We start from the raw sequence: 18,116 nt of genomic DNA, 5'->3' as shown, positions 1-18,116 counted from the left end.
AAATCCATGCAAGCTAAAGCATCAGCTAATATGGTCCGTCTTGCTCCTCGCAAAGCACGTCTCGTTGTAGACTTAATTCGCGGGAAACAAGTCGGCGAAGCGCTCTCTGTCCTTGCTCACACGAACAAGGCAGCATCGCCAGTCGTTGAAAAAGTATTAAAATCAGCGATTGCTAACGCAGAGCACAACTACGATATGAACATTGAGAACCTCGTTGTAACAGAAGCTTACGTAAACGAAGGTCCAACACTCAAACGCTTCCGCCCACGTGCGATGGGTCGCGCAAGCCGTATTAACAAACGCACAAGCCACATCCACATCGTGGTAACTGAGAAATAAGGAGGGATATGTAGTGGGTCAAAAGGTAAATCCGCACGGTCTTCGCGTTGGTGTTATCAAAGACTGGGATTCGCGTTGGTACGCTGAGAAAGACTACGCTGATCTCCTTCATGAAGACTTCGTTATTCGTGAATACATCGAAAACAAAATGAAGGATGCTAGTGTTTCTAAAGTTGAAATCGAACGCGCTGCAAACCGCGTGAACATTTCGCTTCACACTGCGAAGCCAGGTATGGTAATCGGTAAAGGTGGTTCTGAAATCGAATCACTCCGTAAACACATTACAAAAATCGCTGACGGAAAACGCGTTCACATCAACGTTGTTGAAGTGAAAAATGCTGACGCTGTTGCGAAGCTTGTAGCAGAAAACATTGCTCGTCAATTGGAAGGTCGCGTATCATTCCGTCGTGCAATGAAACAATCAATTCAACGTTCGATGCGTACTGGCATCAAAGGGATCAAAACAGAAGTTTCTGGTCGTCTTGGTGGCGCTGATATCGCTCGTTCAGAGAAATACTCGGAAGGAACAGTTCCACTTCACACACTCCGTGCCGACATCGACTACGGAACAGCTGAAGCTGACACAACTTACGGTAAAATCGGCGTAAAAGTTTGGTTATACCACGGTGAAGTTCTTCCAACAAAAAACAACACAGCGAAAAACGCTGAATAATAAACACTCTTTCAGGAAGGAGGCAACACACTATGTTGTTACCTAAACGCGTGAAATATCGTCGTGTACACCGTGGTAAAATGCGCGGGAATGCTAAACGCGGCACAACTGTACACTTCGGTGAGTTCGGTCTCCAAGCTCTCGAAGCGAGCTGGATTACAAACCGTCAAATCGAATCAGCACGTATTGCAATGACACGTTATATGAAACGTGGTGGTAAAGTGTGGATCAAGATCTTCCCACACAAGCCGTACACTAAAAAGCCTCTCGAAGTCCGAATGGGTTCGGGTAAAGGTGCTCCAGAAGGCTGGGTAGCTGTAGTTAAGCCTGGCAAAGTAATGTTCGAAATCGCAGGTGTATCTGAGGAAGTGGCACGTGAGGCACTTCGTCTTGCATCGCACAAACTTCCAGTAAAATGTAAGTTCGTGAAACGTGAAGAAAATGGTGGTGATACGAATGAAAGCAACTGATCTCCGTCAATCAACAACTGAAGAGCTCAACGGTAAAGTGGGCGAGTGGAAAGAAGAACTCTTTAACCTTCGCTTCCAACTTGCTACAGGTCAGCTTGAGAATCCTGCTCGTATCCGTGAAGTACGCAAGTCGATTGCGCGTGCTAAAACGATTCTTCGTGAACGCGAACTCGGCATCAACAACGGCTAATTACATCGGATTCTTGAGAGGAGGTAACACTCATGGAACGCAACAACCGTAAAGTGTTCACTGGTCGCGTCGTGTCTGACAAAATGGACAAAACGATCGTCGTCGCAGTAGAAACAAAGGTTCGTCATAAACTTTATGGCAAACGTGTAAACTACACGAAGAAATATAAAGCACACGATGAGAACAACGTCGCTAAAGTGGGCGATATCGTTCGCATCGCGGAAACACGTCCTCTTTCTAAAGACAAACGTTTCCGTCTTGTAACAGTAGTAGAAGAATCAGTAATCATCTAATAACAGTTCGGATTTATTAAACATCCGGAGGGAGGTACACTCGCATGATTCAACAAGAATCTCGCTTGAAAGTAGCAGACAACTCTGGCGCGCGTGAACTGTTGACAATTAAGGTTCTCGGTGGTTCTGGTCGTAAGACTGCAAACATCGGTGACGTTATCGTCGCTACGGTAAAACAAGCAACACCAGGTGGCGTTGTTAAAAAAGGTGACGTTGTCAGAGCAGTTGTCGTTCGTACAAAACGCGGCGCTCGTCGTAAAGATGGTTCGTACATCCGTTTCGATGAGAACGCAGCAGTCATTATCAAAGATGACAAGAGCCCACGCGGCACACGGATCTTCGGGCCAGTTGCACGTGAACTTCGTGAAAAAGAATTCATGAAGATCGTTTCGTTGGCACCGGAAGTACTTTAATTTCCAATTTCAATCCTATAAGGAGGTGCGCAAACGATGCATGTTAAAAAAGGCGATACAGTCCAGGTAATGTCTGGTAAAGATAAAGGCAAGCAAGGGGTTATCCTCAAAGCTATGCCAAGCAAAAACCGCGTAGTGGTTGAAGGCGTAAACGTGATGAAAAAACACTCAAAACCTTCACAAGCGAATCCACAAGGCGGGATCCTTGAGATCGAAGCACCAATTCACGTCTCGAACGTAATGCCACTCGACCCTAAAACTGGCAAACCAACTCGTGTTGGTTTCAAAGTAGTCGATGGTAAAAAAGTTCGTGTCGCGAAATCGGGCGAATCACTCGATAAATAAGAAGAACGTGACGAAAGGAGGTCCATTCGACTATGAACCGTTTGCAAGAGAAGTATAAAAGCGACATCGTGAAAGCGATGATGGATAAATTCAACTATGACTCGGTCATGCAAGTACCGAAAATCGAAAAGATCGTCATCAACATGGGTGTAGGTGATGCTGTTTCGAACTCGAAAGCACTTGACATGGCAGTTGAAGAATTAACAATTCTTTCAGGTCAAAAACCACTCGTAACGAAAGCGAAGAAATCAATCGCTGGTTTCAAGCTTCGTGAAGGTATGCCAATCGGTGCGAAGGTTACACTTCGTGGCGAGCGTATGTACGATTTCCTCGACAAATTGGTAACTGTTTCACTTCCACGTGTACGTGACTTCCGCGGTGTATCGAAGAAAGCATTCGACGGACGCGGTAACTACACGCTTGGCGTGAAAGAGCAACTTATTTTCCCTGAGATCGATTACGATAAAGTATCTAAAGTACGCGGTATGGACATCGTTGTTGTTACAACAGCAAACACAGACGAAGAAGCACGTGAATTGCTCACACTTCTCGGTATGCCATTCCAAAAATAATCTAGAGGGAGGTCGACAACATGGCTAAAAAGTCAATGGTGAATCGCGAACTTAAACGCGAGAAACTCGTTGCCCAGTACGCTGAAAAGCGTGCGAAGTTGAAAGCTGAAGGCGATTATATCGGACTCAGCAAATTGCCACGTAACTCGTCACCTGTACGCTTGCACAACCGTTGCAGCATCACAGGTCGTCCGCATGGTTACATGGGTAAATTCGGGATCAGCCGTATCAAGTTCCGTGATCTTGCATACAAAGGTCAAATCCCTGGTGTTAAAAAAGCAAGCTGGTAATCCACTAACAGTGTGAAAGGAGGTACATCGCATGGTAATGACAGACCCTATTGCAGATATGCTTACACGTATCCGTAACGCTAACATGGTTCGCCATGAAAAAATGGAGCTTCCAGCTTCGAACATTAAACGTGAGATCGCTGAAATCCTTAAGCGTGAAGGTTTCATTCGCGATGTTGAATATATCGAGGACGCTAAACAAGGTACACTTCGTCTTTTCCTTAAATATGGAGCAAGCAACGAACGTGTAATCACTGGTCTCAAACGTATTTCGAAACCAGGTCTTCGCGTATACGCAAAAGCTGATGAAGTGCCTAAAGTACTCGGAGGACTCGGAATCGCAGTTCTTTCGACATCTAAAGGTCTTATGACTGATAAAGAAGCTCGCCAACAACAAGTCGGCGGCGAAGTGATCGCCTACATCTGGTAAGTCACTTTTCTAACAAGAACGGAGGTGTAATCAATGTCACGTATTGGTAAAAAACCAGTTACGATTCCTGCTGGCGTTACTGTAACAGTTGCTAATGACAACACGGTCACAGTAAAAGGTGCTAAAGGTGAACTTTCGCTTTCAGCTAACCCGGCATTGGAAATCAAAGTTGAAGAGAACGAATTGACGGTTGTTCGTCCAGACGAATCGAAAGAAAGCCGCACAATTCACGGTACGACACGTGCCCTTATTGCCAACATGGTACAAGGTGTGTCGAACGGATTCCAAAAAACACTTGAGATCTCGGGGGTTGGTTACCGTGCTACGAAGCAAGGTAACAAACTCGTCCTCAACCTCGGCTACTCGCACCCAATCGAGTACGTTGCTGAGGAAGGTATCGAAATCGAAGTTCCTTCAAACACGCAAATCATCGTAAAAGGGATTAACAAAGAGCGCGTCGGTCACGTTGCTGCTCAAATCCGCTCGTACCGTGCTCCAGAACCTTACAAAGGTAAAGGTGTTCGTTACTCTGATGAACGTATTCGCCGTAAAGAAGGTAAGACTGGTAAGTAATTCGTCACGAAATGAACGGAAAGGAGTGGCATAAATGATCACAAAGGCAGATAAAAATGCAGTTCGTAAAAAACGTCATGCTCGCGTACGTCGTACGATCTCGGGGACAGCAGCTCGTCCACGTTTGAACGTATTCCGTTCGAGCAAGCACATTTACGTTCAACTTATCGATGACGCAGCACAAACAACGCTTGTGTCTGCATCTTCGAAAGATAAAGCTCTCGATCTTACAAATGGCGGTAACGTTGAAGCAGCGAAAGCTGTTGGTAAACTTGCTGCAGAACGTGCACTCGAGAAAGGTATCGACACAGTTGTGTTCGACCGTGGTGGATACCTCTATCATGGCCGCGTCAAAGCTGTTGCAGAAGCAGCTCGTGAAGCAGGTCTTAAATTCTAATAAAAAGGAGGGGACACTCGATGCGCCAGTTAGACGTTAACATGGAACAACTTGAAGAACGCGTTGTTACCGTAAACCGCGTCGCGAAAGTCGTAAAAGGTGGCCGCCGCTTCCGTTTTGCTGCTCTCGTAGTCGTAGGTGACAAAAATGGTCACGTCGGTTTCGGTACAGGTAAGGCACAAGAGGTGCCAGAAGCGATTCGCAAGGCTATTGAAGCCGCTAAGAAAAACATGGTACAAGTACCTATGGTTGGTACAACAATTCCACACGAAATCACAGGAGTATTCGGAGCAGGTCGTGTATTCATGAAACCAGCTTCTGAAGGTACTGGGGTTATCGCTGGTGGTCCAGTTCGTGCGGTGCTCGAACTTGCAGGTGTAGGTGACATCCTTTCGAAATCGTTAGGTTCAAACACACCGATCAACATCGTCCGAGCGACGGTACAGGGCTTGACTGAGCTCAAAAAAGCAGAGGAAGTTGCTAAACTACGTGGTAAAAGCGTAGAAGAACTTCTTAACTAAGGGAGGGAACTAGACATGGCGAAACTCGCAATCACCCTCACACGCAGCACAATTGGTCGTCCGGAAGGTCAGCGTGTTACTGTACGTACACTCGGTCTTCGCAAAATGCATCAAACGGTCGTTGTCCCAGACAACGTCGCGATGCGCGGTATGATCAATAAAGTGTCGCACCTTGTGACTGTAAAAGAAATCAACGAATAATAAAGATTTTAATAAATAAGGAGGTGCCACTATGAAACTCCATGAATTGAAGCCAACTCCAGGTTCACGTCACGAACGTAACCGTGTCGGTCGCGGTATGGCGACTGGTAACGGTAAAACTTCTGGCCGTGGACACAAAGGTCAAAAAGCTCGTTCGGGCGGTGGCGTTCGTCCAGGATTCGAAGGTGGACAAAACCCACTTTACCGTCGTCTTCCAAAACGCGGTTTCAACAACCCAACTCGTAAAGAGTACGCGGTTGTTTCCCTAGACACGCTTAACCGTTTCGAAGCAGGTACTGAAGTTACTCCAGAACTCTTAATCGAGACTGGTGTAGTCAGCTCTGCTAAAGACGGAATCAAGGTCCTTGCTAACGGCAAGCTTGAAACTAAATTGACTGTAAAAGCCAACAAGTTCTCGGGTGCAGCGAAAGAAGCAATCGAAGCAGCTGGCGGTACAGTTGAGGTGATCTGATGTTTCAGACGATCTCCAATATGTGGCGCGTGAAAGATATTCGACAGCGTATTCTCTTCACACTCGCAATCATCATCATTTTCCGCATCGGGGCTCATATCCCGGTGCCGATGGTGAATACGGATGTGTTGCGTTTTGACTCAGGAGGTCTTCTTGACTTCTTGAACTTGTTTGGAGGAAATGCTTTACAGAACTTCTCCTTGTTCGCAATGGGGATCATGCCGTACATTACGGCATCGATCGTTGTGCAACTTTTACAAATGGACGTCGTTCCAAAGTTTGCCGAATGGGCAAAACAAGGAGAGGCGGGCCGTAAAAAGTTAGCGACGGTCACGCGCTATGGGACGATCATCTTAGGCTTTGTCCAAGCGACTTCGTTGTCGTTTGGATTTAACCGCCTCTACCCAGGTCTCGTCAATGAAACATGGGGAACGGCAACTTACTTTGTGATCGCGATTGTACTCACTGCGGGTACAGCGTTCTTGATGTTCCTTGGTGAGATGACAACGGAGAAAGGTGTTGGGAATGGTATTTCCATCATTATCTTCGCTGGTATCGTCGCTGGGTTCCCAAGAATCTTTACGCAGATTTATGAAACAAAACTCCAAAACGCTGGAGATGCATTGTTCATTAACATCGTTTACTTGGTTGTATTGGCCCTTGTCATTTTGGCTGTGACGGTTGGGATCATTTATGTTCAACAAGCGGCACGCAAAATTCCAATCCAATATGCAAAACGCACGGCAAACCGTACCCCAGTGGGCGGTCAGTCGACGCACTTGCCAATCAAACTAAACGCTGCAGGTGTTATCCCGGTTATCTTCGCGATTTCCTTCATGGTAACACCACCAACTGTTGCAAGCTTCATTGCTTCTCCAGAGACAACGCAAAAATTACAGACGTACTTTGACACGACGGCGCCAATCGGAATGTCGATTTACGTTGCGTTAATCATTGCGTTCTCTTACTTCTATACATTTGTTCAGGTCAACCCGGAACAGATGGCAGAAAACCTGCAGAAGCAAGGTGGTTATATTCCTGGGATTCGTCCTGGGGCGCAAACAGAACAGTACATCACGAAGTTGCTGTATCGATTGACTTTCTTCGGAGCGATTTTCTTATCGCTCGTGGCGATCATGCCGACAATCTTCATTAAGCTTGCCGGTCTTCCAACTTCCGTTCAAATCGGAGGAACGAGCTTATTGATCGTCATCGGGGTAGCCCTCGAAACGATGAAACAAATCGAGAGTCAACTTGTAAAACGACACTACAAAGGCTTTATCCGTTAAAGCGGAAGGAAGGGTTGACCCTTCCTTCCTGTCGTGTTTACAAGCCCTTCGTGAAAATCAAAACTGGAGGCTAACCGAGATGAATCTAGTACTCATGGGCTTACCGGGTGCTGGGAAAGGGACTCAAGCTGCTAAAATCGTAGAAGAGTACCAAATCCCTCACATTTCGACAGGCGACATGTTTCGTGCGGCAATCAAAGGCGGAACGCCACTCGGTAAAGAAGCCAAGTCGTTCATGGATAAAGGCGAACTCGTACCGGATGAGGTAACAATCGGAATCGTACGCGAACGTCTTAGCCAAGATGACACTGAAAAAGGTTTCTTACTTGATGGATTCCCGCGTACTGTTGCTCAAGCAGAGGCACTCGAAAGTTTGCTTAAAGATTTGGGGAAACAGATTGACCACGTCGTCAACATCGATGTGGATGCGGAAATTCTCGTTCCACGTTTGACAGGTCGTTGGATCTGCCCAACATGTGGTGCGACATATCACGTGATCTTCAACCCACCAAAAGTGGAAGGCATCTGTGATGTGGATGGGTCGGCTCTCATGCAACGTGAAGACGATAAAGAGGAAACGGTTCGCCGTCGCCTTGACGTCAACATCGAGCAATCGAAACCACTCATTGACTTTTACGCTGAAAAAGGGTATCTTCGTACATTGGATGGAGATCGTCCAATCGATGTCGTATATGCCGATGTCAAAGCATTACTCGGTGATACTGAATGATCATCACGAAGACGCCTCGTGAAATTGCGATTATGCGTGAGGCTGGGCAAATTGTTGCTCGAACGCACCAGGTGCTCAAACAGCACATAAAACCAGGAATCACGACGCTTGAGCTCGACCAGATTGCGGAAGATTACATTCGCAGCCAAGGTGCGACGCCATCGTTTAAAGGCTATAACGGTTTTACCGGTAGTGTTTGCGCTTCGGTGAATGAAGAGCTTGTTCATGGCATTCCAGGAAAACGGGTATTGAACGATGGAGATATTATCTCAATCGACATCGGTGCCTACTATAATGGATACCATGGAGATTCCGCTTGGACTTATCCAGTGGGAACAATCTCAGAAGAGACACAGCGGCTACTTGACGTAACCGAAGAAAGTCTGTATAAAGGATTGGAGCACGCCAAGGCTGGAGGGCGATTGACAGATATTTCACATGCGATTCAAGCATATGTTGAATCACACGATTTTTCTGTCGTCCGCGAATACGTCGGTCATGGTGTTGGACAAAATTTGCATGAAGAACCGCAAATTCCACACTATGGTCCACCGGGGAAAGGGCCGCGCCTGAAGACTGGGATGACGTTAGCTATTGAACCAATGGTTAATGCTGGTCAACGCTATGTTCGAACACTGGCTGATAACTGGACAGTTGTCACAGTGGACGGTAGCATGTGCGCCCACTTTGAGCACACCATCGCCATCACAGACGATGGATACGAGATTTTAACGAAACTCGATTCCGGTGAATGAGGCTCTATTGTTTCATACTGATCCATTCTGGATCCTTCTCTCACAGTAGATGGCAATAGATCGTCTGTGCTCCTAAAGATCTTCATATAGAAAGGGGAATAAATGATGGCGAAACAAGATGTCATTGAAGTGGAAGGCACTGTTGTCGAACCACTTCCGAACGCAATGTTTAAAGTGGAGTTAGAAAACGGCCACACGGTGCTCGCGCACGTCTCAGGGAAAATTCGGATGCACTACATTCGGATCCTTCCAGGTGACCGCGTAACTGTTGAGTTGTCTCCATACGACTTGACTCGCGGGCGGATTACGTACCGTTATAAGTAACTCCGATTTTTCCAGGAGGAGGGTATACTCATGAAAGTAAGACCGTCGGTAAAACCGATTTGCGAAAAATGTAAAGTTATTCGCCGTAAGGGTAAAGTAATGGTAATTTGCGAAAACCCGAAACACAAACAAAAACAAGGTTAATTTCAGAGGAGGTGCACACATGGCACGTATTGCTGGTGTAGATATTCCACGCGAAAAACGTATCGTTATTTCGCTCACATACATCTATGGTATTGGTAAAACAAAAGCACAAGAAATTTTGAAGGCTGCTAACGTTTCTGAAGAGACACGCACACGCGACCTTACTGAAGATGAACTCAACCGTATCCGTGAAGCAATTGACGGAATCAAAGTTGAAGGTGACCTTCGTCGTGAAGTTTCACTTAACATCAAACGTTTGATCGAGATCGGCGCATACCGCGGTATCCGTCATCGCCGTAGTCTCCCTGTTCGCGGTCAAAACACGAAGAACAACTCGCGTACTCGTAAAGGCCCACGCCGTACAGTAGCGAACAAGAAGAAGTAAAGGAGGGAATTGAACAATGGCGAAACGTAAGCAAAACGTACGTTCTAAACGTAAAGTTAAAAAACATGTTGAAGTCGGTGTGGTACACATCCGTTCTACATTCAACAACACAATCATTACAATCACTGACACGCAAGGTAACGCGATCTCATGGGCTACTTCTGGTAACCTTGGATTTAAAGGATCACGTAAATCGACTCCGTTCGCAGCACAAATGGCTGCTGAAACTGCAGCGAAAGTTGCAATGGACAACGGTATGCGTACAGTAGAAGTTAACGTTAAAGGTCCTGGTGCTGGACGTGAAGCGGCTATCCGTGCGCTCCAAGCTACTGGTCTCGAAGTTACTGCAATCCGTGACGTAACTCCAGTTCCGCACAACGGTTGCCGCCCTCCGAAACGTCGCCGCGTATAATCGCTTGAACGTGTGAGGGGTTTACCTAGCACGACAGCTTATACTTTAGCAGTTCAAACTGCACGGCAGGATATACTCAAGGAGGGGTTCAGATGATCGAGATTGAAAAACCAAAGATCGAAACGGTCGAAATCAGCGAGGACGCTACGTTTGGTAAATTCGTAGTAGAACCGCTTGAACGTGGATATGGCACTACTCTCGGTAACTCACTACGTCGAATTCTATTGTCATCGCTCCCAGGTGCAGCGGTAACAGCGGTTCAAATCGATGGCGTGCTTCACGAGTTCTCTACGATTGACGGTGTCGTCGAAGACGTTACTCAAATCGTACTAAACCTCAAGAAGTTAGCACTCAAAGTGTACTCGGAAGAAGAGAAAACGCTTGAGATTAACGTTTCAAGTGCCGGTGCTGTCACTGCGGCAGACATTACCCATGATAGCGACGTTGAAATCTTGAATCCTGAGCTCCACATCGCGACTCTCGCTGACAATGCGACGCTTCGCATGCGTTTGACTGCTCGCCGTGGTCGTGGTTACGTCCAGGCAGAAGATAACAAACGTGATGATATGCCGATTGGGGTCATTCCAATCGATTCGATCTATACACCGATTCAACGCGTGAACTACGAAGTAGATAAAACACGTGTCGGTCAAGACGCTAGCTTTGATAAGCTTTTATTAGACGTGTGGACAGATGGTTCAATTCGTCCGGAAGAAGCTGTATCATTAGGAGCGAAAATTTTGACTGAACACTTGAACATCTTCGTTGGTTTGACAGATGAGGCTCTCAACGCAGAAATCATGGTCGAGAAAGAAGAAGACCAAAAAGAAAAAGTACTCGAAATGACGATTGAAGAACTCGATCTCTCAGTTCGTTCGTACAACTGCTTGAAGCGCGCTGGCATCAACACTGTTCAAGAACTCGCAAACAAATCAGAGGAAGAGATGATGAAAGTTCGTAACCTCGGACGTAAATCACTCGAAGAAGTTCAACACAAGTTGGACGAACTCGGTTTGGGCTTGCGTAAAGAAGACTAAGTTCAACCGAAGGAGGGAAATGTAATGGCTTATTCGAAACTTGGCCGTACAAGCTCGCAACGCAAGGCGCTTTTGCGTGATCTTGCAACTGACCTAATCATCAACGAGCGCATTCAAACAACTGAACAAAAAGCGAAAGAACTTCGCCCAGTCGTTGAAAAATTGATCACTCTTGGGAAACGTGGCGATCTTCATGCCCGTCGTCAAGTAGCTTCATTCGTTCGTAAGGAGAACGCTGGAGAAAAAGACGCAATCCAAAAATTGTTCGAAGACGTGGCTCCACGCTACGCTGAACGTCAAGGTGGATACACGCGCATCATGAAAGTCGGCCCACGCCGCGGTGATGGTGCAGAAGTTGTAATCATCGAACTCGTCTAATTCATTAGGCAGTCAACAGGGCATGCGGTGACGTATTGCCCTGTTTCCACATCAGAAAGGAGCCGACCTATGGAATCGCAAATTATGGTACGGGACGTCGTATTTCATTACCCTGGACAGTCTGAGCCGGCACTTAACGGCCTGTCGCTCGATGTATATAAAGGGGAATGGCTTGCGATTGTCGGCCATAATGGTTCTGGTAAGTCGACACTGACGAAGTTGTGGAACGGACTTCTTATTCCTGAACAGGGGGAAGTCCGCGTCGAGACACTCGATCCATCGAACGCCGCAGACGTGTGGGACGTTCGAACTCGGATCGGGGTCGTCTTTCAAAATCCCGACAATCAATTTGTCGGGGCGACCGTGCGCGATGATGTGGCATTTTCTCTCGAAAACATGGGACTTCCACGTCAAGAAATGGTTCGTCGAATTGATGACAGTCTAGCGCGCGTTGGATTATCGGAACTAGCGGACCGTGAACCGCATCAGTTATCCGGTGGACAAAAGCAGCGCGTTGCGATAGCTGCAGCTCTCGCAATGCGCCCGCGTGTCCTCGTGCTCGATGAAGCGACCTCGATGCTCGACCCAATTGGGCGACAAGAGGTATTACAAACGGTAAGACAACTCGTCTCAGAAGGGATGACCGTTGTCGCCATTACACACGAGCTCGACGAAGTGTTGTTTGCCGACCGTATCATTGCATTATCGAAAGGTAAGATTGCGATGACCGGTACACCCGAAGACGTGTTTCAACATCCCGATCAGCTTCGTGACATTCAATTGGATGTCCCGTTCATTGTCCGGATGCAACTCGAACTGAAGGCACGTGGCATTCCACTCGATCGTCTGATGCTACAACATTCGGAGTTGGTGAACCATCTATGCCGATACGCATTGAAGAAGTAACATATCAATATCAAATGAATACTCCGTTTGAACGAACCGCGCTGCGCGATGTGAATGTAACCATTCCGTCGGGAGCGCTTGTTGCGTTTCTTGGGCATACGGGCTCGGGGAAATCAACACTCGTTCAACATATGAACGGCTTATTACGACCGACTGATGGACGTGTCGTGGTCGATGATATCACGGTCACACCGATTCGAACGCGTCGTGATAAAAAACAAAATCTCTTGCCGCTTCGGCGTCGCGTTGGGCTCGTCTTTCAATATCCTGAGCACCAATTGTTTGAAGAGACGGTCGAACGCGACGTCATGTTCGGTCCGCGCAACTTTGGCGCGACAGATGCCGAAGCAAAAGAGCGTGCCCATGAGGCACTTCGTCTCGTCGGTTTGGATGAATCACTATGGGACCGTTCCCCATTCGACCTTTCTGGGGGGCAAATGCGTCGCGTCGCGATTGCGGGCGTCTTAGCGAGCCGTCCCGACGTCCTCATCGTCGACGAACCGACAGCTGGTCTCGATCCGATTGGCCGACGAGATATGCTGGCATTATTTAAACGATTACGAGAAGAGCTGAATCTAACGCTGATTCTCGTTTCTCACGATATGGATGACGTGCTCACTTACGCCGAACGCGTCGTCGTGATGGAGCGTGGACAGGTAGCGTTCGATGGCGATCCGTTTGAGTTGTTTCAGGATGAAGCTCTCGTACGTCGTCTCCAGCTTGATATCCCGCACGTTCTCCGATTCGCCCGTGATCTAGCACCGGTTTTTGGGGAAGCGGTCACTCCACTCGTACGAACGGAGGCCGAATTAGCGGATTGGATCGCAGAGCACTTGAGAGGGGGAGCCATATGATTATTGGTCAATATATACCGGGTCATTCCTGGCTCCATTCACTCGATGCCCGTGCGAAGACACTCTTTATTTTAGGATTTATCCCGGTCGTGTTTTTAGCGGATAACTTATGGACGAACTTATTTCTACTAGCGTTCACGTTATTTGCGGTGAAACTATCACAACTATCGTGGCGTTATTTATGGAATGGGTTACGGATGATTCTCTTCTTGATCGTCTTCACGTTGATCTTGCAGTTATTATTTAATCGTGACGGGACACTCCTTTTTGAATTTGGCCCGATTGCCATTTACTCAGAAGGGATTCGGATGGGACTGATTGTCTCGCTCCGGTTCTTTTATCTCGTCATGTTAACGACACTCGTCACATTGACGACGACACCGATGGAATTGACCGATTCGATTGAAGCGGGTCTGCGACCGTTTGAGCGGATTCGTGTACCGGCACATGAGATTGCCTTGATGTTATCGATCTCGCTTCGCTTCTTACCAACTCTTGCAGACGAGACAGACCGAATCATGAAAGCCCAACAAGCACGAGGGGTTGATTTGATGAGCGGTCCATGGAAGTCTCGTTTAAAAGGAGTCATTCCCTTATTGATTCCATTGTTCATTTCGGCGTTTAAGCGCGCTGAAGACCTTGCTACGGCGATGGAGGCACGTGGGTATCGTGGAGGTGAAGGACGGACAAGGTTGCGTGAGATGGAGTGGCAGACGCGTGATACAGCAGTATTGCTGATCTTTGTCGCGTTAACACTCATATTGTTTGGATTGAGAGGGATTGGATGAGACGGATTAAACTGACAGTTGCCTATGACGGGACACACTACGCGGGATATCAAGTACAGCCAAATGGGAATACGATTCAAGCGGAGATTGAGGCAGTTCTCACACGAATGCATCGTCACCCCGTCAAAATTGTCTCCTCAGGTCGTACAGACGCTCGTGTCCATGCCTTAGGACAAGTGATTCATTTTGACACTTCGTTACAGATGCCGGCGGAGCGGTTTGTTAAAGCGTTGAATGCGATGTTGCCGGACGACATCCTCGTCAAACAAGCAGAAGAAGCGGACACTGGGTTCCACGCTCGATATGGGGCGAAGCGAAAAGAGTATCGCTATCATATCCGTAAGACCGAGGATCCATTCAGAAGGCACTACGCTACCACGGTGACGTATGACCTTAGCCTTGATCGAATGCGTGAGGCGATGGAGCAGCTAGTCGGCACCCACGACTTTACATCGTTCTCTGTGACAAAGGCGGAAGTCGAGGACCGTGTCCGTACGATCTATGAAGCAGAAGTGTTCGAAATGGGGGATGAGATCGTATTCCGTTTCGTCGGTTCTGGTTTCTTATATAATCAAGTACGTATTATGGTAGGGACGGTTATTGAGGTAGGGAGAGGCAAATATGAGCCGGCTGACATCACCGAAATGCTGGAAGCGAAAGACCGCCGTATGGCGGGGATTACCGCGCCTCCACACGGTTTGTATTTGTGGAATGTGAATTATGAAAAAGTAGATTGACATTCCCTCTATAAAATCGTATTATATTCATTGGCATTTCATTTTCAAATTTAGAGATGAACCACAATCTTAGCCCCGTAAACTAGGATTATGATAAAGCATCAAAAAAATTAAGTGAACAGACATTTTAGGAGGTATTCCACATGCGCACAACATTCATGGCTAAAGCATCTGAAGTAGAACGCAAATGGCTCCTTATCGACGCAGAAGGCAAAACACTCGGTCGTTTGACTAGTGAAGTAGCATCACTTCTTCGCGGTAAGCACAAGCCGACTTTCACACCACACGTTGATTGCGGAGACCACGTCATCATCATCAACGCTGAGAAAATCAAATTGACTGGTAACAAATTGAATGACAAGATCTACTACCGTCATTCAGGTCATCCAGGCGGTTTGAAATCACAAACTGCAAAAGAGCTTCTCGCAAAACGTCCAGAGCGTATGCTTGAACTCGCGATCAAAGGGATGCTTCCAAAAGGATCACTCGGTCGTCAACAATTCAACAAACTCCACGTTTACGCTGGAACTGAACACAAGCATGAAGCACAAAAACCAGAAGTTTACGAACTTCGCGGTTAATCGAGACACAGGGAGGAACTAAACGATGGCAGATGTACGTTACTACGGAACAGGCCGCCGCAAACACTCGGTGGCTCGCGTTCACCTCGTTGCAGGTGACGGTAAAGTTGTTGTAAATGGCCGCGATATCTCAGAATACTTCGGTCATGAGACTTTGATCATGATGGCTAAATCACCACTCGTATTGACTGAAACAGAAGGTAAATACGATGTAATCGTTAACGTTAACGGTGGTGGATACACTGGACAAGCTGGAGCGATTCGCCACGGCGTATCACGTGCGCTTCTTCAAGCGGACCCAGAATTCCGTCCAAGCCTCAAAGAAAAAGGCTTCTTAACTCGTGACGCTCGTATGAAAGAACGTAAAAAATACGGTCTTAAAGCAGCACGTCGCGCACCACAATTCTCGAAGCGTTAATCTTCGCGAAGTGGTTCGAACTCTCCATCCTTTCGGGTGGAGAGTTTTTTGTTTGAATTAGTCGATTCCAAAGCCGTCAAGAAAACGCTTTTTTTGATATACTGATATCGAAACAGTTATAAGGGGGAAGCGATATGCTTACAGTAGAGCAAGTACGCGAGGAATTGGCGGGGCTCGTTGATCCAACAATCAACCGAACGCTTGGAGATACAGCGGGAGTCAAAGACATCCGCATTAAAGAAGATTACGTCAGTGTGAAAGTGGCACTCGGACAAACAGGGAGCGGGGAACAGCTTCAGTTACAACAAGAGATCGTCACATTGCTCAAGGGGAAAGGCTTTAAGACGGTCGGGCTTCGCTTTGAAGCATTGAACGATGAAAGTTTGAAGGAGGCAACGAAGCCAGCAATCCTTCGTGAAAATTCAGGAACGACATTTATCGCTATCGCTTCAGGTAAAGGTGGCGTAGGGAAGTCGACAGTATCCGTCAACTTAGCGGTTGCGCTTGCACGTGCTGGGAAGAAAGTTGGATTGATTGACGCGGACATTTACGGTTTCAGCGTTCCAGATATGCTCGGAATCGAAGAACGTCCAGTCGTTCGTGGAGAAAAAATCATTCCAGTTGAGCGATTTGGTGTAAAAGTCATCTCGATGGGCTTCTTCGTTGAAGATAATGCACCTGTTATCTGGCGCGGACCGATGCTCGGGAAGATGCTCAACAACTTCTTTAATGATGTGGAGTGGGGAGACCTTGACTATCTATTGCTCGACTTACCACCAGGAACAGGAGATGTCGCGCTCGATATCCACTCTATGCTCCCATCATGTCAAGAGTTGATTGTGACGACACCTCATGCTACAGCAGCCTTCGTTGCTGCCCGTGCAGGAGCAATGGCGATTAAAACGAACCATAAAGTGTTAGGCATCATTGAGAACATGGCTTACTTCGAAAGTAAGGTCACAGGCGAGAAAGAATATGTATTTGGGTATGGTGGTGGAGAAAAACTCTCAGAAGCACTGAAGAGTAAACTCCTCGCTCAAATCCCACTCGGTCAACCGTATGACAACGAAGAAGACTTTGCACCATCTGTGTATCGTGATGGGCATCCGTTTGAGCATACGTATGATGAGTTGGCGCAAGCAGTCATTCAACAAATAGAAGGGTGAATCGGTGAGAGATGAAAGTACAAGGTTTTTTACGTTTGTTTTGGACAACGCTCGTTTTTGGGACGTTGTTTGGGTTCCTGATGAATTTATTGGCGAACCCGGGTTATTTGGTCAGTCAGTCCTGGGAGGCAATTGTCACGGCGCTTAGTTACTCGAGTACATGGACCGGGATCAGCATGATGGGCTTCTTCGCCTATTTAATCATCCACCGAGTCGGTCTCGACTTGTTTAGAGGACCACGTCTATGGAATCGTGTTCAAGTATTGCTGATTGCTTTTGCAATCTTTGATGCCGTTTATTTACGAATGCTCGCATTTGGGAACGATCATATGTGGCGTTATATCGGTGAGATGGCTGTGCTATTAATTGTCGCTTGGGTAGTTGCTGCAAGTAAGGCGAAACAAACGAATATGAGTGCTTTCATTCCGACACTCTTCTTGATGACGGTGATTACGTTAATCGAATGGATTCCAGCGCTTCAAACAACTGATGAAATCCCATTACTTTGGCCAGCACTCGCGACACTCGTGTTTGCGAACGCCTATCAAGTATTGATGCTTCATCGTTTCCAACAGACTGGACAAGTTGCAGAGCCGACTTCATCAGAAACAGCAAAGAAGAAAACAAAAAAAACAGATGTCTTCTAAGTCATCCTAACGATCGAGCGGTCGTGGATTACTCCTTGTCAGGGGTTGATCCACGACTGTTTTTTTCTTTTAGTGATGTTAATAGAAAAAAATAAAGTTTTTTTAGAAAAACAGTTGACGGTTTTTTAGGATGCTGATATATTAATAAACGTCGCTGATGTTGTTCACGAAACGATAATCAGAAAGCGAAAAAAATAATAAAAAGTAGTTGACTTTCACAAGTCAAATCGCTATTATTAAAAAGTCGCTAACACGACAACGATTGGTCTTTGAAAACTGAACGATGAGGCAAAAATAAGTTTTACAATTTTTGAATGAAGCGCAAGCTTCGTCAATTTAAGAGCTATATCAAATTCTTTGGAGAGTTTGATCCTGGCTCAGGACGA

32 protein-coding genes are annotated in these 18,116 nt (G+C 46.8%); all 32 read left to right on the top strand.

Going from position 1 to position 18,116, the window contains the following annotated elements:
* The first annotated feature begins 6 nt into the window (after positions 1 to 6).
* The gene (gene rplV / locus LCM29_RS14505; protein WP_012727672.1) at positions 7 to 339 is read left to right on the top strand and encodes a 50S ribosomal protein L22; all 333 of its coding nucleotides are present in this window, start codon (positions 7 to 9) and stop codon (positions 337 to 339) included.
* A 13-nt stretch (positions 340 to 352) separates the two neighbouring features.
* On the top strand, positions 353 to 1,012 hold the full coding sequence (gene rpsC / locus LCM29_RS14500) for a 30S ribosomal protein S3 (RefSeq protein WP_012727671.1): 660 nt from the start codon (positions 353 to 355) through the stop codon (positions 1,010 to 1,012).
* A gap of 32 nt (positions 1,013 to 1,044) precedes the next feature.
* Complete coding sequence (rplP, locus tag LCM29_RS14495; protein ID WP_012727670.1) at positions 1,045 to 1,482, top strand: 50S ribosomal protein L16; 438 nt, start codon at positions 1,045 to 1,047, stop codon at positions 1,480 to 1,482.
* Positions 1,469 to 1,672 carry a 50S ribosomal protein L29 gene (rpmC, locus tag LCM29_RS14490; protein ID WP_012727669.1) on the top strand — a complete coding sequence of 68 codons (204 nt, stop codon included), beginning with the start codon at positions 1,469 to 1,471 and terminating at the stop codon, positions 1,670 to 1,672. The genes rplP and rpmC overlap by 14 nt, the downstream gene beginning before the upstream one ends.
* 32 nt (positions 1,673 to 1,704) lie before the next feature.
* A complete protein-coding gene (gene rpsQ, locus LCM29_RS14485; RefSeq protein WP_012727668.1) occupies positions 1,705 to 1,965 on the top strand; it encodes a 30S ribosomal protein S17 in 261 nt (86 codons plus the stop codon).
* 44 nt (positions 1,966 to 2,009) lie between these two features.
* On the top strand, positions 2,010 to 2,378 hold the full coding sequence (gene rplN / locus LCM29_RS14480) for a 50S ribosomal protein L14 (protein ID WP_026824839.1): 369 nt from the start codon (positions 2,010 to 2,012) through the stop codon (positions 2,376 to 2,378).
* Positions 2,379 to 2,414: 36 nt separating this feature from the next.
* Complete coding sequence (rplX, locus tag LCM29_RS14475; protein ID WP_074032448.1) at positions 2,415 to 2,723, top strand: 50S ribosomal protein L24; 309 nt, start codon at positions 2,415 to 2,417, stop codon at positions 2,721 to 2,723.
* Positions 2,724 to 2,755: 32 nt separating this feature from the next.
* Positions 2,756 to 3,295 (top strand): 50S ribosomal protein L5, encoded by a 540-nt coding sequence (rplE, locus tag LCM29_RS14470; protein WP_012727665.1) that lies wholly within the window; start codon positions 2,756 to 2,758, stop codon positions 3,293 to 3,295.
* Between the two features lie 20 nt (positions 3,296 to 3,315).
* Entirely contained in the window at positions 3,316 to 3,585 is a 270-nt protein-coding gene (gene rpsN, locus LCM29_RS14465) for a 30S ribosomal protein S14 (RefSeq protein WP_012727664.1), read from the top strand.
* 31 nt (positions 3,586 to 3,616) lie between these two features.
* On the top strand, positions 3,617 to 4,015 hold the full coding sequence (gene rpsH / locus LCM29_RS14460) for a 30S ribosomal protein S8 (RefSeq protein WP_012727663.1): 399 nt from the start codon (positions 3,617 to 3,619) through the stop codon (positions 4,013 to 4,015).
* A 33-nt stretch (positions 4,016 to 4,048) separates the two neighbouring features.
* Positions 4,049 to 4,588, top strand: coding sequence for a 50S ribosomal protein L6 (gene rplF, locus LCM29_RS14455; protein ID WP_012727662.1), 540 nt, complete (start codon positions 4,049 to 4,051; stop codon positions 4,586 to 4,588).
* Positions 4,589 to 4,622: 34 nt separating this feature from the next.
* Positions 4,623 to 4,985: a 50S ribosomal protein L18 gene (gene rplR, locus LCM29_RS14450; protein ID WP_074032453.1), complete on the top strand. Its 363-nt coding sequence runs from the start codon at positions 4,623 to 4,625 to the stop codon at positions 4,983 to 4,985.
* A gap of 20 nt (positions 4,986 to 5,005) precedes the next feature.
* Positions 5,006 to 5,506, top strand: a complete 501-nt coding sequence (rpsE, locus tag LCM29_RS14445; protein WP_012727660.1) for a 30S ribosomal protein S5 — start codon at positions 5,006 to 5,008, stop codon at positions 5,504 to 5,506.
* 15 nt (positions 5,507 to 5,521) lie between these two features.
* The gene (gene rpmD, locus LCM29_RS14440) at positions 5,522 to 5,707 is read left to right on the top strand and encodes a 50S ribosomal protein L30 (RefSeq protein ID WP_012727659.1); all 186 of its coding nucleotides are present in this window, start codon (positions 5,522 to 5,524) and stop codon (positions 5,705 to 5,707) included.
* 31 nt (positions 5,708 to 5,738) lie between these two features.
* Positions 5,739 to 6,179 (top strand): 50S ribosomal protein L15, encoded by a 441-nt coding sequence (gene rplO, locus LCM29_RS14435; protein ID WP_012727658.1) that lies wholly within the window; start codon positions 5,739 to 5,741, stop codon positions 6,177 to 6,179.
* Positions 6,179 to 7,468 carry a preprotein translocase subunit SecY gene (secY, locus tag LCM29_RS14430; protein WP_214697130.1) on the top strand — a complete coding sequence of 430 codons (1,290 nt, stop codon included), beginning with the start codon at positions 6,179 to 6,181 and terminating at the stop codon, positions 7,466 to 7,468. The genes rplO and secY overlap by 1 nt, the downstream gene beginning before the upstream one ends.
* A 79-nt stretch (positions 7,469 to 7,547) precedes the next feature.
* Entirely contained in the window at positions 7,548 to 8,198 is a 651-nt protein-coding gene (locus LCM29_RS14425; protein ID WP_012727656.1) for an adenylate kinase, read from the top strand.
* Positions 8,195 to 8,953 carry a type I methionyl aminopeptidase gene (gene map / locus LCM29_RS14420; RefSeq protein ID WP_214749789.1) on the top strand — a complete coding sequence of 253 codons (759 nt, stop codon included), beginning with the start codon at positions 8,195 to 8,197 and terminating at the stop codon, positions 8,951 to 8,953. The genes LCM29_RS14425 and map overlap by 4 nt, the downstream gene beginning before the upstream one ends.
* 105 nt (positions 8,954 to 9,058) lie before the next feature.
* Positions 9,059 to 9,277 carry a translation initiation factor IF-1 gene (infA, locus tag LCM29_RS14415; RefSeq protein ID WP_021066622.1) on the top strand — a complete coding sequence of 73 codons (219 nt, stop codon included), beginning with the start codon at positions 9,059 to 9,061 and terminating at the stop codon, positions 9,275 to 9,277.
* A gap of 30 nt (positions 9,278 to 9,307) precedes the next feature.
* Positions 9,308 to 9,421, top strand: a complete 114-nt coding sequence (gene rpmJ, locus LCM29_RS14410; protein ID WP_003156543.1) for a 50S ribosomal protein L36 — start codon at positions 9,308 to 9,310, stop codon at positions 9,419 to 9,421.
* Positions 9,422 to 9,440: 19 nt separating this feature from the next.
* Entirely contained in the window at positions 9,441 to 9,806 is a 366-nt protein-coding gene (gene rpsM / locus LCM29_RS14405) for a 30S ribosomal protein S13 (protein WP_012727653.1), read from the top strand.
* Positions 9,807 to 9,822: 16 nt separating this feature from the next.
* Complete coding sequence (gene rpsK, locus LCM29_RS14400) at positions 9,823 to 10,218, top strand: 30S ribosomal protein S11 (RefSeq protein WP_012727652.1); 396 nt, start codon at positions 9,823 to 9,825, stop codon at positions 10,216 to 10,218.
* A gap of 92 nt (positions 10,219 to 10,310) precedes the next feature.
* Positions 10,311 to 11,255 (top strand): DNA-directed RNA polymerase subunit alpha, encoded by a 945-nt coding sequence (locus LCM29_RS14395; protein ID WP_012727651.1) that lies wholly within the window; start codon positions 10,311 to 10,313, stop codon positions 11,253 to 11,255.
* A gap of 24 nt (positions 11,256 to 11,279) precedes the next feature.
* The gene (gene rplQ, locus LCM29_RS14390) at positions 11,280 to 11,633 is read left to right on the top strand and encodes a 50S ribosomal protein L17 (RefSeq protein ID WP_012727650.1); all 354 of its coding nucleotides are present in this window, start codon (positions 11,280 to 11,282) and stop codon (positions 11,631 to 11,633) included.
* 69 nt (positions 11,634 to 11,702) lie between these two features.
* Entirely contained in the window at positions 11,703 to 12,539 is an 837-nt protein-coding gene (locus LCM29_RS14385) for an energy-coupling factor transporter ATPase (protein ID WP_074032463.1), read from the top strand.
* A complete protein-coding gene (locus LCM29_RS14380) occupies positions 12,515 to 13,393 on the top strand; it encodes an energy-coupling factor transporter ATPase (protein WP_224863684.1) in 879 nt (292 codons plus the stop codon). Before LCM29_RS14385 ends, LCM29_RS14380 begins: the two co-directional genes overlap by 25 nt.
* Entirely contained in the window at positions 13,390 to 14,181 is a 792-nt protein-coding gene (locus tag LCM29_RS14375) for an energy-coupling factor transporter transmembrane component T family protein (RefSeq protein WP_214876983.1), read from the top strand. Before LCM29_RS14380 ends, LCM29_RS14375 begins: the two co-directional genes overlap by 4 nt.
* Entirely contained in the window at positions 14,178 to 14,918 is a 741-nt protein-coding gene (gene truA, locus LCM29_RS14370; RefSeq protein WP_224863682.1) for a tRNA pseudouridine(38-40) synthase TruA, read from the top strand. Before LCM29_RS14375 ends, truA begins: the two co-directional genes overlap by 4 nt.
* Positions 14,919 to 15,061: 143 nt before the next feature.
* Positions 15,062 to 15,499: a 50S ribosomal protein L13 gene (rplM, locus tag LCM29_RS14365; protein ID WP_026824852.1), complete on the top strand. Its 438-nt coding sequence runs from the start codon at positions 15,062 to 15,064 to the stop codon at positions 15,497 to 15,499.
* A 25-nt stretch (positions 15,500 to 15,524) separates the two neighbouring features.
* The gene (gene rpsI / locus LCM29_RS14360) at positions 15,525 to 15,917 is read left to right on the top strand and encodes a 30S ribosomal protein S9 (RefSeq protein WP_012727644.1); all 393 of its coding nucleotides are present in this window, start codon (positions 15,525 to 15,527) and stop codon (positions 15,915 to 15,917) included.
* 134 nt (positions 15,918 to 16,051) lie between these two features.
* The gene (locus LCM29_RS14355; protein WP_074032486.1) at positions 16,052 to 17,083 is read left to right on the top strand and encodes a P-loop NTPase; all 1,032 of its coding nucleotides are present in this window, start codon (positions 16,052 to 16,054) and stop codon (positions 17,081 to 17,083) included.
* 11 nt (positions 17,084 to 17,094) lie between these two features.
* Positions 17,095 to 17,730 carry a KinB-signaling pathway activation protein gene (locus tag LCM29_RS14350; RefSeq protein ID WP_224863680.1) on the top strand — a complete coding sequence of 212 codons (636 nt, stop codon included), beginning with the start codon at positions 17,095 to 17,097 and terminating at the stop codon, positions 17,728 to 17,730.
* The last annotated feature ends 386 nt before the right edge of the window (positions 17,731 to 18,116 follow it).

Origin of the sequence: Exiguobacterium aestuarii (assembly GCF_020171655.1) — a bacterium.
GTDB classification, from domain to species: Bacteria; Bacillota; Bacilli; order Exiguobacteriales; family Exiguobacteriaceae; genus Exiguobacterium; species Exiguobacterium aestuarii_A.
Note: the sequence above shows the minus strand (reverse complement) of the source record. Positions and strands in the feature narration are given on the sequence as shown.

What these genes read in the sequence shown, in the direction of transcription:
- LCM29_RS14375 (WP_214876983.1), top strand. Translation starts at nt 13,390, where the DNA reads ATGATTATTGGTCAATATATACCGGGTCATTCCTGGCTCCATTCACTC.
- rplP (WP_012727670.1), top strand. Translation starts at nt 1,045, where the DNA reads ATGTTGTTACCTAAACGCGTGAAATATCGTCGTGTACACCGTGGTAAA.
- map (WP_214749789.1), top strand. Translation starts at nt 8,195, where the DNA reads ATGATCATCACGAAGACGCCTCGTGAAATTGCGATTATGCGTGAGGCT.
- truA (WP_224863682.1), top strand. Translation starts at nt 14,178, where the DNA reads ATGAGACGGATTAAACTGACAGTTGCCTATGACGGGACACACTACGCG.
- rpsM (WP_012727653.1), top strand. Translation starts at nt 9,441, where the DNA reads ATGGCACGTATTGCTGGTGTAGATATTCCACGCGAAAAACGTATCGTT.
- LCM29_RS14380 (WP_224863684.1), top strand. Translation starts at nt 12,515, where the DNA reads ATGCCGATACGCATTGAAGAAGTAACATATCAATATCAAATGAATACT.
- rpsI (WP_012727644.1), top strand. Translation starts at nt 15,525, where the DNA reads ATGGCAGATGTACGTTACTACGGAACAGGCCGCCGCAAACACTCGGTG.
- rplR (WP_074032453.1), top strand. Translation starts at nt 4,623, where the DNA reads ATGATCACAAAGGCAGATAAAAATGCAGTTCGTAAAAAACGTCATGCT.
- rplV (WP_012727672.1), top strand. Translation starts at nt 7, where the DNA reads ATGCAAGCTAAAGCATCAGCTAATATGGTCCGTCTTGCTCCTCGCAAA.
- rpmD (WP_012727659.1), top strand. Translation starts at nt 5,522, where the DNA reads ATGGCGAAACTCGCAATCACCCTCACACGCAGCACAATTGGTCGTCCG.
- rplX (WP_074032448.1), top strand. Translation starts at nt 2,415, where the DNA reads ATGCATGTTAAAAAAGGCGATACAGTCCAGGTAATGTCTGGTAAAGAT.
- LCM29_RS14350 (WP_224863680.1), top strand. Translation starts at nt 17,095, where the DNA reads ATGAAAGTACAAGGTTTTTTACGTTTGTTTTGGACAACGCTCGTTTTT.
- rpmC (WP_012727669.1), top strand. Translation starts at nt 1,469, where the DNA reads ATGAAAGCAACTGATCTCCGTCAATCAACAACTGAAGAGCTCAACGGT.
- rpsN (WP_012727664.1), top strand. Translation starts at nt 3,316, where the DNA reads ATGGCTAAAAAGTCAATGGTGAATCGCGAACTTAAACGCGAGAAACTC.
- rpsK (WP_012727652.1), top strand. Translation starts at nt 9,823, where the DNA reads ATGGCGAAACGTAAGCAAAACGTACGTTCTAAACGTAAAGTTAAAAAA.
- rplE (WP_012727665.1), top strand. Translation starts at nt 2,756, where the DNA reads ATGAACCGTTTGCAAGAGAAGTATAAAAGCGACATCGTGAAAGCGATG.
- rpsH (WP_012727663.1), top strand. Translation starts at nt 3,617, where the DNA reads ATGGTAATGACAGACCCTATTGCAGATATGCTTACACGTATCCGTAAC.
- rplO (WP_012727658.1), top strand. Translation starts at nt 5,739, where the DNA reads ATGAAACTCCATGAATTGAAGCCAACTCCAGGTTCACGTCACGAACGT.
- rplM (WP_026824852.1), top strand. Translation starts at nt 15,062, where the DNA reads ATGCGCACAACATTCATGGCTAAAGCATCTGAAGTAGAACGCAAATGG.
- rplQ (WP_012727650.1), top strand. Translation starts at nt 11,280, where the DNA reads ATGGCTTATTCGAAACTTGGCCGTACAAGCTCGCAACGCAAGGCGCTT.
- infA (WP_021066622.1), top strand. Translation starts at nt 9,059, where the DNA reads ATGGCGAAACAAGATGTCATTGAAGTGGAAGGCACTGTTGTCGAACCA.
- rpsQ (WP_012727668.1), top strand. Translation starts at nt 1,705, where the DNA reads ATGGAACGCAACAACCGTAAAGTGTTCACTGGTCGCGTCGTGTCTGAC.
- LCM29_RS14425 (WP_012727656.1), top strand. Translation starts at nt 7,548, where the DNA reads ATGAATCTAGTACTCATGGGCTTACCGGGTGCTGGGAAAGGGACTCAA.
- LCM29_RS14385 (WP_074032463.1), top strand. Translation starts at nt 11,703, where the DNA reads ATGGAATCGCAAATTATGGTACGGGACGTCGTATTTCATTACCCTGGA.
- LCM29_RS14355 (WP_074032486.1), top strand. Translation starts at nt 16,052, where the DNA reads ATGCTTACAGTAGAGCAAGTACGCGAGGAATTGGCGGGGCTCGTTGAT.
- secY (WP_214697130.1), top strand. Translation starts at nt 6,179, where the DNA reads ATGTTTCAGACGATCTCCAATATGTGGCGCGTGAAAGATATTCGACAG.
- LCM29_RS14395 (WP_012727651.1), top strand. Translation starts at nt 10,311, where the DNA reads ATGATCGAGATTGAAAAACCAAAGATCGAAACGGTCGAAATCAGCGAG.
- rplN (WP_026824839.1), top strand. Translation starts at nt 2,010, where the DNA reads ATGATTCAACAAGAATCTCGCTTGAAAGTAGCAGACAACTCTGGCGCG.
- rplF (WP_012727662.1), top strand. Translation starts at nt 4,049, where the DNA reads ATGTCACGTATTGGTAAAAAACCAGTTACGATTCCTGCTGGCGTTACT.
- rpmJ (WP_003156543.1), top strand. Translation starts at nt 9,308, where the DNA reads ATGAAAGTAAGACCGTCGGTAAAACCGATTTGCGAAAAATGTAAAGTT.
- rpsE (WP_012727660.1), top strand. Translation starts at nt 5,006, where the DNA reads ATGCGCCAGTTAGACGTTAACATGGAACAACTTGAAGAACGCGTTGTT.